The organism is Vibrio sp. (assembly GCF_984391705.1).
This window is the reverse complement of record NZ_CFHWOM010000013.1, coordinates 1-15426: the sequence shown is the minus strand read 5'-3', so window position 1 is coordinate 15426 and position 15426 is coordinate 1. Positions and strand designations below refer to the sequence as shown.

Below are 15426 nucleotides of genomic sequence, written 5' to 3'. Positions count from 1 at the left end.
GAAAAACGAACCCCGAAAGGTTCGTTTTGTTGTGATTATTGCGTTTCTTTCCAAATCGCACACGGCTCAATTTTCGCTCGCTGCAATTTGTGCTTATCACGCTCAGCATCACGCTTAAATTTGTATGGCCCTAGTACCACTCGGTACCAACTGCTGCCCTCTTTCTTCCGAATCTTACTGTTAATACCTTGGAAGGCAATATCCAGTTTACGAGCTTCCGCTTGCTGAGCATTCTTATACGCACCACACTGCATTATGTAAGGTATGTCAGATACGACTTGCTCTTTCGCTTTCACTTCCACTTCACGATTAGGCAAGCTTTCAACGTAATCCCACTTTTCCTCTGGAGGAGGTGGCAACGTTGCTTTTGGTTTAGGTTTTGGCTTAGGCTTGGTTTCAACAACAGGTGCTGGCGGCTCAGGATCCGTGCTTAGTATGTATAAGCCATACCCAAAGACACTAACCAATAGGATAGCGATCAATCCACTGCGCCATGGTTTTCGACTAGGAGCCGCTTGCTTACGCGTTGGTTTGCGCCCGCTATTGCCCCGACCACGTTTTACATAATCTCTGTTTGCCACTGTTGTACATCAATCATTTGTGAGCCACTGCCAGTATGTTAATGCAGAATGCCACGCGATGACAGAGGGGAAATGGAAGCGGTACATCAAAATGCACCGCCTATCACTATCCGCTATAGGACTCTTGGAGGTGCCGCACTCTCACGAATTACGAGCTTGGTTTCTAATAGTCTAGAACCAGCACGTACATCATGACCACGAAGCAGCTCCAACATCATTAACATAGCTTGACGACCAATCTCATAACGAGGCTGAGAAATAGTGGTCAACGGCGGATCGCAATATTGCGCAAACTGGATATCATCAAAACCAACCACTGATAGGTCTTGAGGGACTCGTAAACCCAATTTCTTCGCTTCTTGAATCGCACCGATAGCCATCGCGTCGTTATGACAAAAAACGGCAGTGGGGGCATCTGAGAGTGATAGCAGCTGTCGAATCGCTTTAGCACCCGCTTCAAAAGTGAAGTCACCATTGGTGCAATAATTTGGATTCATCGTAATACCTGCTCGACGCAGCGCTTGTTGATAACCCTGATGACGGAACTGACAAAGCACCGCAGACTCTGGACCTGAGATCTGAGCAACTCGCTTGTGCCCCATCTGAGTCAGGTAGTTAACCGCTTCAAACGCAGAAGTGAGGTTATCGATGTGTACCGTAGGTAATTCAAGCTCTGGAGCAAACTCACAAGCCATCACCATCGGTGGTAGATTTTTCTGTTCAGGCTTACTTACATCGAATGGAAGATCAGTGCCAAGCAGCAGCATTCCATCAGCTTGCTTAGTAAAGACTAGATTTACAAATGAGCTCTCACGCTTTTTCTGCTGACCGCTGTCACCCAGCAAAACAATGTAGCCATGCTCCATTGCTGCATCTTCGATGCCACGAATGATCTCGGTATAATAGGGATCACAGATATCAGGAATGATAGCAATGATGGTTTTTGACTCATTGCGACGCAAGTTACGCGCCAAAGAGTTTGGTGAATATCCAGCTTCTAGCACGGCATCTTCAACTCTCTTTCTTGTTGCTGAAGACACTTTTTCTGGGTTCATCAACGCGCGGGAAACCGTTGCTGTCGAAACTCCTGCTAGCTGGGCAACATCCTTCATTGTCGCCATAAAATTTTTACCCTCTTCAATTTCCAACATTGGTAGCGCGGTGCCACCTAAACCTTGCTGAATCACACACATATTTCTTGTGACTGTGTGTGTCGATGATGAGCTACAACTCATTCTTATCGTTCATTTGCACAAAGCAAACGTTTAACCTGCCGTTATTTAACGTGCAGAGTTAAGCAATACTTCGTCTAGTTTATTCATTTCACAACACAAAGTTACGGGAGATTTAACAAAACGGGCAGCCCAAACCAGATCTGAATCACAAATAAATGAAAAACATGCAACTCATTAATCTTGCGACAACTAATTCATTGCACTTCAATAACTCTCAGTGATGTGACCGATGAATCACTAGCTCAGATCCTGAGGCTCAATATCCAGTGTCCAGCGTACTTTTTTAGCGCTAGGCAACAGCTGGATTGCTGGTTTAGCACTCGACAGCAACTTTTGCATTGTGGAACGATGCTGGGTTTGCAACAACAAATGCCAACGATATTTGCCCGCACGCTTCGCCAAAGGTGCAGGTGTCGGTCCAAGAACTTGGCAGTAGTCGTCAAATAGAGGGTGCGCTTCTAATGTATGCCGAACTTGGCGCAAAAACTCTTCTACCTGTTCACTGCTGTTTGCCTCAGCTCGGAACAAGGTTAAGAAAGAATAAGGAGGTAACATCGCCAACTTACGCTCTTCAAGCGCCGTATCAGCAAAGTGACGATAGCTCTTGGTTAACAAAGCCTGCAATAAGCTATGATCAGGATGATGGGTTTGCAAGACCACCTCACCAGGCTTACTCGCTCGGCCTGCACGGCCGGCAACCTGAATAAAGAGTTGAGCCAGACGTTCAGAAGCTCGAAAATCGCTGCTATATAAAGAGCCATCGACATCTAACAAACCAACTAAGGTCACGTCAGGGAAATGGTGTCCTTTAGCTAGCATTTGGGTTCCAATCAGAATCTGATACTCACCGTTTCGAATTGACGAAAGTGCGGCTTCTAAGCTGCCCTTTCGGCGAGTACTGTCTCTGTCGATACGAATGGCTTTGTAATCTGGAAACAGTTGCGACAGTTGGGTTTCAAGCTGTTCGGTTCCGACACCAACCGTGACTAAATGGGTCGAACCACATCCTTGGCATTGGTGAATAATCGGTTGCTGAGAACCACAATGATGGCAACGAATCTCATTGTTGTACTGATGATAGGTATAATAGGCGTCACAACGCTTACATTCGGCAATCCATCCGCACTCATGACACATTAATGCTGGCGAGAAACCGCGGCGATTGAGAAACAGCATAACTTGATTCCCTGCCTGTAAGTGCTTGCGCATTTCGGCAATTAGGGGAGCCGAAAGACCACTCTCAAGGTAGAGTCCTTTAATATCCAAGACTTTATTGGTTGTTGGGGTCGCATTTCCGGCTCGCTTAGATAAGACTAAATGATGATATTTACCGACCAAGGCATTATGAAGTGTTTCTAATGCTGGAGTAGCTGAGCCAAGGATAATAGGAATTTGCTCTTTGTTAGCACGCATCACCGCCACATCACGAGCGTGATAACGCAAACTATCTTGCTGCTTATAAGAAGAATCATGCTCCTCGTCCACGATAATAATGCCCAGATCGTGGAAAGGTGTTAGTAATGCCGATCGCGTACCAATCACGATACCAGCCGCATTGTCTCGAGCAGAGAGCCAAGCATTAAGTCTTTCCGTATCATTTAAGCCCGAATGAATCACTTCGACAGGTACATTAAAGCGTTTTTTGAATCGATTGATAGTCTGTGGCGTTAATCCAATTTCAGGGACCAGAACTAGCGCCTGCCTTCCTTTCTCAAGAACGGGTTTTATCAAGTTAAGATACACTTCCGTTTTACCCGAGCCAGTCACCCCTTCCAACAAAAAGCACCCAAATTCCTGAGTACTATTAACCGTCGCAATAGCTACTGCTTGCTCGGTGTTGAGTTTCGGTTTCTCGACTTGGGCTTCAACTTCATGGCTCCAATCTCGGATGACAGGCTTTCTCTCTATCGACTCTATCCACCCTTTGTCATGCAGGGTTTTCAAGACACTCGAACTGATTTCTTGGTCAACGAACTCTTGGTGAGGTACAGGACCCGCTTCTAGCATATGCATTGCTTTTGCTTGCTGAACCGCTCGCCCAAAGCTTTGCATCAATTGATTACGGCCAGCCGTCGTCAACTGCCATTCCACCAGCGCCGCAAAATCCGCTGGTTTTCCTTTCCTTAATGCACTCGGCATCGCGTTCAACAGAGTATCGCCCAAAGGATACTGATAAAACTGACTACACCAATGGAGCAAAGAATAAAGCGTTTCTGGCCATACAGGCTGACTATCAAGCACTTGCTTAATCGGTTTGAGCTTATCAAGGCTAAATTCAGATTCATTGACCATAGCAGTCACGACACCAACCAGTGTCTGACGACCAAAAGGGACTGATACTCGTCCACCGATGATGGGAAACAAGTGTGATGGAATCTGGTAATCAAACTGTTTGTCCAGTGGAACAGGTAACGCTACTCGCGCAATCGTTGGTCGCATATAAGCCATTGAGAATGTGTAGATAGAGACCAAAACAGTGTAAGGGAAAAGGTGATAAGTAGGAAGGAAACGAATTTCTCCCTCGAAAATGCCTGTTCCATGCGCTCAATAACTCACTCGACTAAGTTAGGCTAAAAAAGTAGCAATTTTCTCTGCAAACTGGTTGATTCAGAGACATGGATTCATTACTATATCGCGCCTTAGAGATATGGCTCGCCTGATGGTAGCGGTATCCCTAAATACTATTTTTTAAACTACGTGTGGTGTCCGGCATAGAATCGGATGGCGACACGGCCCATATATTGAGGTTATCCCATGAAAGCTGGTATCCACCCAGAATACAAAGCTGTTAAAGCAACTTGTTCTTGTGGCAACTCTTTTGAGTTCAACTCAACTCTAGCTAAAGAGTCAATCCACCTAGACGTATGTGACAAATGTCACCCATTCTACACTGGTAAGCAACGTATCGTAGATACAGGCGGTCGTGTTGATCGCTTTAACAAGCGTTTCGGTGCTCTATCAAGCAAGAAGTAATTTCTGCTTAGCCGAATCTAAAAAGGACGCCAAGGCGTCCTTTTTTGTTGCCTGCAGTATATCCCTCAGCGCTCGCCCTAGCGTATTGTTTTAATAAAACAGAGTTTTTCTAGCGATATCTCTATTCATCTGGTCTTATCTCCAGTCATTTGCCACTTTTTGTCGTCATGGGTCGCATTCTGACCTTTGCAGCTTGACTTAGTTACTCTAGAATGGATTTCCCCTTTCCAATTATTATTAACGAGTACCTACACCTATGTCAGACGACAATCACCAAGAATTATCCCCTGAAGAGCAATTCCGTCAGCAAGCTCTGGATTACCATGCATACCCAACTGCAGGTAAAATTTCTGTCGAACTAACAAAACCTGCAGAAACAGCTAATGACCTTGCCCTAGCCTACAGCCCAGGCGTAGCGGAACCTGTTCGTGAAATCGCGCAAAACCCTGATAATGTTTATAAATACACCTCTAAAGGTAACATGGTTGCGGTGATTTCTAACGGCACAGCAATTCTTGGTCTTGGTAACTTAGGTCCACTAGCCTCAAAGCCTGTAATGGAAGGTAAATCGCTTCTATTCAAACGCTTTGCTGGTCTAGACTCGATTGATATTGAAGTGAAACATCGCACAATTGAAGAATTTGTTGATACCGTCGCCAACATTGCCGACACCTTTGGCGGTATCAACTTAGAAGACATCAAAGCTCCTGACTGTTTTGAAATTGAAAAACAACTTATCGAACGTTGTGATGTGCCAGTTTTCCACGATGACCAACACGGCACAGCGATTGTTACTGCTGCTGGTATGCTTAATGCGATCGAGCTGCAAGGCAAAAAGCTAGAAGATGCAACGATCGTTTGTTTAGGTGCAGGTGCTGCAGCCGTCGCTTGTATGGAGCTACTGATCAAGTGTGGTGCCATGCGTGAAAAGATCTACATGCTTGATCGCAAGGGTGTCATTCATACTCGCCGCGATGACTTAAATGAATACAAGCAACTGTTTGCTAACAATACTGACAAGCGTACTTTGGAAGATGTAATTGAAGGTGCAGATCTGTTCCTAGGCGTATCTGGTCCGAATCTACTGCCAGCAGAAGCGCTAAAACTGATGGCTGACAAACCAGTTGTGTTTGCGTGTTCAAACCCTGATCCAGAGATTAAACCAGAACTAGCCCATGAAGTTCGTGATGATCTTATTATGGGTACAGGTCGCAGCGACTACCCGAACCAAGTAAACAACGTACTCTGCTTCCCATTCATTTTCCGCGGCGCACTGGATGTCCGAGCAAGCGAAATCAACGATGAAATGAAGCTGGCAGCCGTTGATGCTATTCGCCAACTTGCAAAAGAAGACGTACCAGCAGAAGTATTAAAGGCAGCAGGCGTTGATCATTTGGAGTTTGGTCCTGGCTACATCATTCCAAAACCAATGGACTCTCGCTTACTACCTCGTGTAGCCAAAGCGGTAGCACAAGCCGCTGTAGACTCTGGCGTTGCGCGCATCGAAATGCCAGAAAACTACATGGAAGCCTAGTCGCTAGATTAGAACCAATAAAAAACCGCTGTTACTACACAGCGGTTTTTTTATAACGATGATCGGCTCTCAGCGAAAACTAGGTGCTTTATTGTTTTTGTTATTCTTCGTCAAACGCTTCGTATTCGATTCCCATCTCTTCCATCAATTTTTTAACTTCTGCTGGAATGTCGTCAGGGCGATCTTTTCTTAAATCTTCATCAGTTGGCAGTGGTTGCCCAGTGTAGGCATGCAAAAATGCTTCACACAATAGCTCGCTATTTGTTGCATGGCGCAGGTTATTAATCTGACGACGCGTGCGCTCATCGGTTAATACCTTTAATACTTTCAATGGAATAGAAACAGTAATCTTCTTTACTTGTTCGCTTTTCTTTCCATGCTCAGCGTATGGGCTAATGTATTCGCCATTCCAGTCTGCCATTGCGCACCTTTAATAATTCTTTGTGTTTAATTGAGTAAAGCGCAATTTTAGCGGTATTTATAGCCACAAGCAAAGACATATAGACGTCTAGAAGTGTTGACGTCTCAAAAAATGAGAAGTAAAGTGATGAGATATGGAGATGGAATAACATATATCTAACATCCAACAGGTATAACGTATTCCCTACAAGTTGTCATCACTGTTCGAAAGGAAACACTTATGAGCGCCCGTAAGCCAGCCACCATCGCCGTACGTACTGGTATTGAATCTGACACTCAACACCACGCCGTTGTGCCACCTATTTACCTCTCGACCAACTATGGATTTCCTGCATTTGGCGAAGTACCTCAGTATGACTACACTCGTTCGGGAAACCCAAACCGCGGCTTGCTCGAAACGGCGCTGTATGAACTAGAGTCCGGAAAGGGCGCTGTGGTAACGAATTGCGGGACCTCTGCGCTTAACCTGTGGGTGTCAGCATTCCTGGGCCCTGACGATCTCATCATTGCACCTCATGACTGTTACGGCGGTACGTATCGTCTATTTAATACACGCTCACAAAAAGGCGATTTCAAAGTGCAATTTGTCGATCAATCCGACGAGAAAGCACTCGATGCAGCCATTGCTCTTAAGCCAAAGCTGATTTTACTTGAAACACCATCCAACCCCTTGGTTCGCGTCGTCGATATCGCAAATGTATGTGACAAAGCAAAACAGGTCGGCGCACTAGTCGGTGTAGACAATACCTTTTTGACACCTGTGTTCCAAAAACCTCTTGAGCTAGGCGCTGACTTCGTTATTCACTCAACAACTAAGTACATCAATGGTCATTCCGACGTGATAGGTGGCGTGGTAATCACTAAAACCGAGCAGCATGCCGAAGATTTAGCTTGGTGGGGCAACTGTATCGGCGCAACAGGTACTCCATTCGATAGCTACATGACTTTACGCGGTATTCGCACTCTGGGTGCTCGAATGAAAGTACACGAAGAAAGCTCGGCGCAGATCCTTGAGTACCTCAAAACACAAGACTTAGTTGGCACCATCTACCACCCAAGCCTCCCTGAACACCCAGGGCATGAAATTGCCAAGAAACAGCAATCAGGCTTTGGCTCAATGCTCAGCTTTGAATTTGCCGGCAGCTTTGAACAACTAAAATTCTTCGTTGGCCAGCTTGAGCTTTTCTCACTGGCAGAATCTTTAGGCGGTGTCGAGAGTTTGATTTGTCACCCGGCATCGATGACTCATAGAGCAATGGGAGAAGAAGCGCTGGCAGAAGCTGGGGTTACCCATCAGCTATTGCGTCTTTCTGTAGGCCTAGAAGACGCCGACGATCTAATTGCAGACCTTGATAAGGCGTTCGCTGAAACTAAGGGGGCATGCTAATGACTATTTCTCGCCAACTGCATAAATTCGGTGGTAGTAGCTTAGCCGACCCGGAATGTTATCGCCGCGTAGTTAATATCTTAAAAGAGTACTCTGCCAGTGAAGACTTGATTGTCGTCTCAGCCGCAGGGAAGACCACTAACCGCTTAATAGAGTTTCTAGAGTCACTCAATAAAGATGGTCGCTTAGCACATGAAGTGTTGCAAAGCCTACGCCAATTTCAAACTACTCTTATCGAAGAGCTGATCTCTATAGAAGAACAACAAACATTACTTGCCAAGCTAAACGACGAATTTTCTACTTTGGGTGAGCTTACGGCACCGTTGACTGAAGCAGAAAAGGCCTCTGTGCTTGGTCATGGTGAGGTATGGTCGTCACGTCTATTGGCTGCTCTCCTCAACCAGAATAACCTTCAAGCCGTTGCTCAAGATGCGCGAGCTTTCCTTCGAGCAGAAATCGGTACTCAGCCAGAAGTTGATCGCGGAGCATCTTATCCGCTCGTCAAAGAAGTACTAGCTCAACATGCCCATCATCGAGTGGTGATTACCGGGTTTATGGCACAAGATGAACAAGGGCAAACCGTGTTACTGGGTCGGAATGGCTCAGACTATTCAGCAACGGTCATCGGTGCTTTAGCGGAAGTCAAACAAGTAACCATTTGGAGTGATGTAGCGGGTGTATACAGTGCAGATCCTCGTATTGTTAGCGATGCCTGCTTACTACCACTCCTCAGGCTTGATGAAGCGAGCGAACTGGCTCGTCTTGCCGCACCAGTTTTGCATAGCCGGACTCTACAGCCAGTTGCTCAAAGCACCATGGATTTGCATCTACGCTGCAGCTACGAACCCGAATCTGGCTCTACTCGAATCGAACGCGTATTGGCATCTGGTCGTGGAGCAAAGATCATTTCATCACTCAACGAAGTGCTGCTAATCCAACTTAACTTCTCTGCAGGTCACGACTTCGCAAGACTTGAGAAAGAAGTACTATCTAGCTTAAAACGCGCTCAGCTCGAACCTTTAACCTATGAAGTACAAGATGACCAAAATACGCTTCGCTTAGCTTACACGGCTGAAATTGCCGGTGGTGCGCTAGAATATCTGCAAGACGCAGCAATTGAAGCCGAAATTAAACTAAAAGAAGGCTACTCTCTCGTAGCGGCGGTCGGCGCTGGTGTAACGAAAAATGCTAATCACTGCTACGGTTTCTATCAAAAGCTCAAATCATCTCCCGTTGAATTTATCTCTGAATCTCAATCTGGATTGAGTTTAGTGGCGATACTGCGTAAAGCTGACACTACCCAATTGGTCAAAGCCATTCATAGCCAGTTATTCCAAGCTCAGAAACGTGTCGGCATCGCATTGTGTGGTAAAGGCAATATTGGATCGAGTTGGTTAACTCTCTTTGCAGAGCAAAAAGCCGATCTAGAAAAACGCCGTGGTATGAGTTTTGAGTTAGTAGCGGTTATCGATAGTCAAACTTATTGGTTCAATCCTCAGGGCATCGATGCATCTTCAGTGAGCGAGCATTTTGACGAAGAAGCCATCGAGTACCAGTCTGGTGAGTGGATTGACAAGTTAGGAGCTATCCAAGGATACGATGATGTCGTGGTGTTGGATGTGACGGCAAGTAAAGAGTTAGCTGGCCAATACTTGAACATTGCGGAACAAGGCATGCACCTTATCTCTGCCAATAAAGTAGCGGGCTCCGCTTCGAGTGATTATTACCATCAAGTCCAAAATGCTTTCGCCAAAATTAATCGTCACTGGCTATACAACGCCACCGTGGGCGCTGGGCTGCCTATCAACCACACAGTGCGTGATTTACGTGAAAGTGGTGATGATATTCAAGCATTATCTGGAATCTTCTCAGGTACGCTCTCATGGCTATTTCAACAATACGATGGTTCAGTCCCTTTTGCCGAGTTAGTCGATCTAGCTTGGCAACAGGGCCTCACTGAGCCAGATCCTCGCAATGACCTTGATGGTTCAGACGTGATGCGAAAACTAGTAATCCTAGCCCGTGAAGCTGGGCTAGACATTGAACCAGAAGCCGTAAAAGTAGAAAGTTTAGTGCCATCAGAGTTAGCTGACCTGTCGCTAGATGACTTTTTAGATAAGAGTCAGTTGTTAAGTCAGCTTCTTGCTGAGCGCTTAGAAAAAGCGCAGCGCGAAGACAAAGTCCTACGCTATGTAGCCCGTTTAGAGAAAGATGGCCAAGCGAGTGTCGGCGTTGAAGCTCTGAATAAGGAACATGCGCTAGCGAATTTACTACCTTGCGACAACATATTCGCGATTGAGAGCAAGTGGTACAAGGACAACCCACTCGTTATCCGTGGACCAGGAGCTGGACGAGAAGTCACTTCAGGTGCAATTCAATCGGATCTCAATTTACTTTCTAGCTTCCTCTAAACATCTAGGGCTGCTTTTTGCAGCCCTTTTTTATCCTGACTCGCAAACTCTGTCTAAAATCATAGACAGAACACTCCAGTAAAGTGAACTTCAATATCACTCATGATCAACTTGAATAAAATTCATAATTACACTGTTGACATTAAATCGTATTCAATACATTCTGTGGACATATAGACGTCTAAACGTCAATTCAAGGATTTGCAGTTTAGTGGGCAGAGTTACCACAGGGAGAGAGTAAGATGGGATACACACACGCAGGTCATATCGACGCCTTAAATCAAAATATCGCTGAACTTTCTGACAACATTAATGTGTCATTTGAATTTTTTCCACCGAGCAGTGAAAAAATGGAAGAGACACTTTGGAACTCTGTACATCGCCTAAAAACACTTAAGCCTAAGTTTGTCTCTGTAACCTATGGGGCAAATTCAGGTGAGCGAGACCGCACCCACTCAATCATCAAAGAGATCAAAGCTGAAACAGGACTGATCGCAGCGCCTCACTTGACTTGTATTGATGCTAGCCGTGAAGAACTGATCCAGATCGCTGACGACTACTGGAACAATGGTATTCAAAGCATTGTGGCTCTTCGTGGTGATATTCCTCCAGGTGGAGGTAAACCAGATATGTATGCATCGGATCTAGTGACTCTGCTAAAAGATCGCCATGATTTCGACATCTCCGTTGCTGCATTTCCTGAAGTACATCCTGAAGCGAAAAGCGCTCAAGCTGATTTGTTAAACCTTAAACGTAAAGTAGATGCTGGCGCAAACCGCGCCATTACCCAGTTCTTCTTTGATGTAGAGAGCTACTTACGATTCCGCGACCGTTGTGTTGCAGCAGGTATCGATGTTGAAATCGTTCCTGGTATTCTTCCAGTCTCAAACTTTAAGCAGGCATCACGCTTTGCTGCGCAGAACAATGTAAAAGTACCAAGCTGGATGGCAAAGCAGTTTGAAGGCTTAGATGACGACCCAACGACACGTCAATTGGTAGGTGCAAGCCAAGCGATCGACATGATTCGAGTACTGAGTCGTGAAGGCGTAAAAGACTTCCACTTCTACACACTTAACCGCGCAGAGATGACTTACGCTTTATGCCATACGCTAGGTGTTAGACCAAGTATTTAATGATGTTAAGAAATGCAAAAAGGTTGGCTTTCGCCAACCTTTTTATTTTGCTCTTAGGTAAGTTTATGAACTTACTCTACTTCATCCATCTTACCTAGAAGGTTACGGATACGATCTTGCCATGCAGCGTGCTCTTGTTGCATCTGCTGAGCTTTCTGCTCAAGTTCTTCGCGGCTTGAACGTAATTCATTGGCTTCAACTGCTAGCTTCTCTTTCTCTTCTTTTAGTTCTTCTACTTCCATCTGTAGCAGAGAAATAGTGTCAACAGCAGTTTGGATTTTTGCTTCTAGTTGTTCTAGTACTTCAAAAGACATCTTAGCCTACCTTTGGTTATTCATTTATGTGAAGGGCTCTCCACTCAATGCCTTCATTCTACTCAGCCCGAGAATGATAAACACGCCCTATATTCGATATTTTGCACCATTCGGTCAAAAAAACAGCACACACTGACAATCTCCTGACTGAAAGGGAAACACCAACTGATTTACATGGATTTCGACACTGTTTTGATCGAGTTCAATTCAAATCGCTCAAAATAGCAAACGTTTTCTTCCCATTGTGTTAGAATCCTGCCGATTTTCTCATTCCCCCTTACTTTGGAGTCATCATGAAACGCGATTTAGCAATGGCATTTTCTCGAGTAACAGAAGGCGCTGCTTTGGCAGGCTATAAATGGCTAGGCCGAGGCGATAAAAACGCAGCAGACGGCGCGGCTGTTGAAGTTATGCGTACCCTGCTTAATAAAACCGAGATTAGCGGTGAGATTGTTATTGGTGAGGGTGAAATCGATGATGCGCCAATGCTCTACATTGGTGAAAACGTCGGTATCGGTGGTGATGAAGTGGACATTGCTGTTGATCCTATCGAAGGTACTCGCATGACAGCTATGGGTCAATCAAACGCGCTGGCTGTGCTTGCTGCTGGTGAGAAAGGCAGCTTCCTCAAAGCTCCTGATATGTACATGGAAAAGCTGGTTGTCGGCCCTGGAGCGAAAGGTTGCATAGACTTGCACAAACCACTTAAAGAGAACCTAGAAAACATCGCTAAAGCGCTTAACAAATCTCTTGATACCCTAGTAGTCATTACTTTAGCAAAACCACGTCACGATGCAGTCATTGCAGAAATGCAATCAATGGGTGTACGTGTATTTGCGGTACCTGATGGTGATGTCGCTGCATCGATCCTAACTTGTATGCCTGACAGTGAAGTGGATGCTATGTACTGTGTAGGTGGAGCTCCTGAAGGAGTAGTCTCAGCCGCTGTCATCCGTGCATTGGACGGTGATATGAATGGACGACTACTGCCTCGCCATGAAGTTAAAGGGGACAGTGAAGAAAACCGCATCTACGGAGCTGCCGAACTCAAACGCTGCCAAGAGATGGGTGTAGAAGCGAATGTCGTCTTGAAGATGGAAGACATGGCTCGTAGCGATAATGTCGTCTTTTCTGCAACCGGTATTACCAAAGGTGATTTGTTAGAAGGCATCACGCGTCAAGGTAATATTGCAACTACCGAAACTCTATTGATTCGTGGACGTTGCCGTACAATTCGTCGTATAAAATCAATTCATTACTTGGAACGTAAAGATCCGGAAGTAAGAGATATTATTCTTTAATTAAAAAGGCCAGCGTCAGCTGGCCTTTTTATTGTTGCTCAATGACGATCCTATCTTTCCCGTTAGCCTTTGCTTGATACAACAACTGATCGGCACGACGGATCCCTTGATTAGACCATATGTGCATTGAACCTTCGAAATGGTTGCTCTTGTAAATAACCCCGCCTCCAGAGGCCGAGATAAATTTTTGATTCCCAGTTGGTAATCGATAAGGTTGTAGACTAATTTCTCTCTGTATACGCTCTAAAATAGAGCTGACCAATACGTCCGACTCCCCACTCACAGCAACAACAAACTCTTCACCACCAAAACGAGCAACAATGTCCTGTCGACGCACGCTATTAGTAATAGACTGACCAACATGCATGATAACGAGATCGCCTTCATCATGGCCATGTTCATCATTAATCCTTTTAAAGTTATCGATATCAAAAACTGCGATTGCGAAATACTGCGATTCCACCAGATTTTTAAGGCGGTGTTCAAAACCTCTCCGGTTCGCAAGCCCTGTAAGAGGATCTTTCATCGCAAGTTCATGCAAACGAGCGTGTTTGGTTTGGGTGTAGTTATACCATATGAAGGCCAGTCCAATAACATAGCCAAAAAACAGTAAGATAAGCGCGTCTTTATCGTGTTGAAGAATATGGAAAATGTGCTCCCTTTTCGGTTCATTAACATTCAAGTAAAGTCCAGTATACTGCTCACCGATTATTACTGGTGCCGAAAACGTAAAGCTAACCAAATCGCGATAATTGGGGCCCGGAGTGTCGGATAACTGATAGCCGGACATTGTGTCTTGAAGAAGATCATTGAGGTAACTATCGATTGCGAGTACCCCTTTAAACTCTCCGTCAATATAAACACCACGAGTTACGGTAACGACCTTTTCCCCCGTAAGATAGTCTTCATAGTTTCCGGTAAAGACCACTCTATCTTGTTGCTGAGTGAGGCCATAACGCACCGTGTTTATCCAGTAAGGGCGGTTCATCACAATACTATCGAAGGTGTCCCCTTTTATAGCTTGAGCAAATTCTTTTGGTGATGAAATGATGAACTTGTCTTTTGAAAGAAAATAGATGGATGAAATTTTTTCAAATGCGTTAGTAAAGTAAGCCATTGAAGGCGCGATAAATAATCGACGATACGCTTCTTGGTAAAGGCTAGATGAAGGGTCACACATAGATGCAGGGCCAGAGAATAGAAAGTCATAATCTTCACCTTGCTGGCTAACGCCACCAAAATTGCAAGTTATCCCCTGAAGATTAATTATATGAGGTAATACATACTGTTCATTATGTAAAGGATACAAAACCGATATGTTGTACTCGAGAGCATTCAGAACCTGGCTTAGTTCTTCGAGCCCTTTTTCGACGAATCGCTTTTCGTTGTAATACTCTAATTCAGACTCCTTTGCAGAATCTGAGGTCAATAGTATTACTGACAATGTAAAAAGTGCTGTAATCCCTAGAAGAGCTTTCTTTATCCCTATCTCATTATCTAAAGTCACTGACGACACTCAATATGAAAACAGGTGAGCATTGTAACAGGATGCTACACCTTATCAATATATCATTCCATATAATTCAACTAAGTTTAGTTTTTGACTTAATCAATCAGCATTGAACCTTTTGGAACCACTTGCTAGAAACATTATTTATACCTGGAATGACATAGGCAAAAAATTTGATTTTCCTTCTAGCATCATAGCAGGAGGCATTTGTCCTATTAGGAAAAACGAGATGCCAGTGACAATGTCAAACTAGGCTTTCTAAAAGTAGTGGTGAGACTCCAGTGAGTCCATGCAAAAACACTTTCTACACAAAGCTTTCGTATCAGGTTAACTAAGTGGCGAAATGGCTAAGGCACCCAGCTCGGGTTTGCGTTCAATTGGAGTCGCATACGAGCGAGAATCGATGGTCAGGTGTTCGGCCCATGAAATAAGCTCAGTACTTAAGAAGCGTTAAACGTAAACAAGCGCTGTCTTTCGTTGGGGACAACTAATCTGGAGCTATCCGGTAGAAGGACAGACATTCCAAATGATTCAAATACGAAAAAGCCCTGCTATTTCTAGCAGGGCTTTCGAAGAAGTGGCGGAGTGGACGGGACTCGAACCCGCGACCCCCGGCGTGACAGGCCG

General features: G+C 45.0%; 12 protein-coding genes. 6 read left to right on the top strand and 6 right to left on the bottom strand.

Annotated features, from left to right (window positions below):
* Positions 1-35: 35 nt before the first annotated feature.
* The 3 genes from ftsN to priA all read right to left on the bottom strand — a co-directional run bounded on the left by ftsN (position 36) and on the right by priA (position 4255).
* Positions 36-581 (bottom strand): cell division protein FtsN, encoded by a 546-nt coding sequence (gene ftsN / locus AC4MRV_RS10065; RefSeq protein WP_491187216.1) that lies wholly within the window; start codon positions 579-581, stop codon positions 36-38.
* A 113-nt stretch (positions 582-694) separates the two neighbouring features.
* On the bottom strand, positions 695-1702 hold the full coding sequence (gene cytR / locus AC4MRV_RS10060; protein WP_491187268.1) for a DNA-binding transcriptional regulator CytR: 1008 nt from the start codon (positions 1700-1702) through the stop codon (positions 695-697).
* A gap of 351 nt (positions 1703-2053) precedes the next feature.
* Positions 2054-4255, bottom strand: a complete 2202-nt coding sequence (priA, locus tag AC4MRV_RS10055; RefSeq protein ID WP_491187215.1) for a primosomal protein N' — start codon at positions 4253-4255, stop codon at positions 2054-2056.
* Between the two features lie 315 nt (positions 4256-4570).
* Between priA and rpmE the strand changes: the two genes are divergently transcribed.
* Together rpmE and AC4MRV_RS10045 are read left to right on the top strand one after the other, a co-directional pair.
* Positions 4571-4789, top strand: a complete 219-nt coding sequence (gene rpmE / locus AC4MRV_RS10050) for a 50S ribosomal protein L31 (protein ID WP_004743259.1) — start codon at positions 4571-4573, stop codon at positions 4787-4789.
* Between the two features lie 256 nt (positions 4790-5045).
* Positions 5046-6323, top strand: coding sequence for a malic enzyme-like NAD(P)-binding protein (locus AC4MRV_RS10045; RefSeq protein ID WP_491187214.1), 1278 nt, complete (start codon positions 5046-5048; stop codon positions 6321-6323).
* A gap of 100 nt (positions 6324-6423) precedes the next feature.
* Here AC4MRV_RS10045 and metJ read toward each other — a convergent pair whose 3' ends face one another.
* On the bottom strand, positions 6424-6744 hold the full coding sequence (gene metJ, locus AC4MRV_RS10040; protein ID WP_038141179.1) for a met regulon transcriptional regulator MetJ: 321 nt from the start codon (positions 6742-6744) through the stop codon (positions 6424-6426).
* Between the two features lie 219 nt (positions 6745-6963).
* Here metJ and AC4MRV_RS10035 point away from each other — a divergent pair, with 219 nt between their 5' ends.
* The 3 genes from AC4MRV_RS10035 (at position 6964) to metF (ending at position 11674) form a co-directional block, all read left to right on the top strand.
* Entirely contained in the window at positions 6964-8130 is a 1167-nt protein-coding gene (locus AC4MRV_RS10035) for an O-succinylhomoserine (thiol)-lyase (RefSeq protein ID WP_491187213.1), read from the top strand.
* Entirely contained in the window at positions 8130-10541 is a 2412-nt protein-coding gene (locus AC4MRV_RS10030; protein ID WP_491187212.1) for a bifunctional aspartate kinase/homoserine dehydrogenase II, read from the top strand. Before AC4MRV_RS10035 ends, AC4MRV_RS10030 begins: the two co-directional genes overlap by 1 nt.
* 242 nt (positions 10542-10783) lie before the next feature.
* Positions 10784-11674, top strand: a complete 891-nt coding sequence (gene metF, locus AC4MRV_RS10025) for a methylenetetrahydrofolate reductase (RefSeq protein WP_491187211.1) — start codon at positions 10784-10786, stop codon at positions 11672-11674.
* 71 nt (positions 11675-11745) lie between these two features.
* Here the strand turns inward: metF and zapB are convergent, their stop codons facing one another.
* Entirely contained in the window at positions 11746-11988 is a 243-nt protein-coding gene (gene zapB, locus AC4MRV_RS10020) for a cell division protein ZapB (RefSeq protein ID WP_038217639.1), read from the bottom strand.
* Positions 11989-12281: 293 nt separating this feature from the next.
* Between zapB and glpX the strand changes: the two genes are divergently transcribed.
* A complete protein-coding gene (gene glpX, locus AC4MRV_RS10015) occupies positions 12282-13289 on the top strand; it encodes a class II fructose-bisphosphatase (protein ID WP_491187210.1) in 1008 nt (335 codons plus the stop codon).
* 28 nt (positions 13290-13317) lie between these two features.
* On the opposite strand, the gene AC4MRV_RS10010 is transcribed toward glpX, so the two are convergent.
* Positions 13318-14718, bottom strand: a complete 1401-nt coding sequence (locus AC4MRV_RS10010; protein ID WP_491187267.1) for a sensor domain-containing diguanylate cyclase — start codon at positions 14716-14718, stop codon at positions 13318-13320.
* Positions 14719-15426: the final 708 nt, after the last annotated feature.

Coding starts and splice junctions, on each gene's coding strand:
- cytR (WP_491187268.1), bottom strand. CDS start 1,702: ATGGCGACAATGAAGGATGTTGCCCAGCTAGCAGGAGTTTCGACAGCA.
- priA (WP_491187215.1), bottom strand. CDS start 4,255: ATGCGACCAACGATTGCGCGAGTAGCGTTACCTGTTCCACTGGACAAA.
- rpmE (WP_004743259.1), top strand. CDS start 4,571: ATGAAAGCTGGTATCCACCCAGAATACAAAGCTGTTAAAGCAACTTGT.
- AC4MRV_RS10045 (WP_491187214.1), top strand. CDS start 5,046: ATGTCAGACGACAATCACCAAGAATTATCCCCTGAAGAGCAATTCCGT.
- metJ (WP_038141179.1), bottom strand. CDS start 6,744: ATGGCAGACTGGAATGGCGAATACATTAGCCCATACGCTGAGCATGGA.
- AC4MRV_RS10035 (WP_491187213.1), top strand. CDS start 6,964: ATGAGCGCCCGTAAGCCAGCCACCATCGCCGTACGTACTGGTATTGAA.
- AC4MRV_RS10030 (WP_491187212.1), top strand. CDS start 8,130: ATGACTATTTCTCGCCAACTGCATAAATTCGGTGGTAGTAGCTTAGCC.
- metF (WP_491187211.1), top strand. CDS start 10,784: ATGGGATACACACACGCAGGTCATATCGACGCCTTAAATCAAAATATC.
- zapB (WP_038217639.1), bottom strand. CDS start 11,988: ATGTCTTTTGAAGTACTAGAACAACTAGAAGCAAAAATCCAAACTGCT.
- glpX (WP_491187210.1), top strand. CDS start 12,282: ATGAAACGCGATTTAGCAATGGCATTTTCTCGAGTAACAGAAGGCGCT.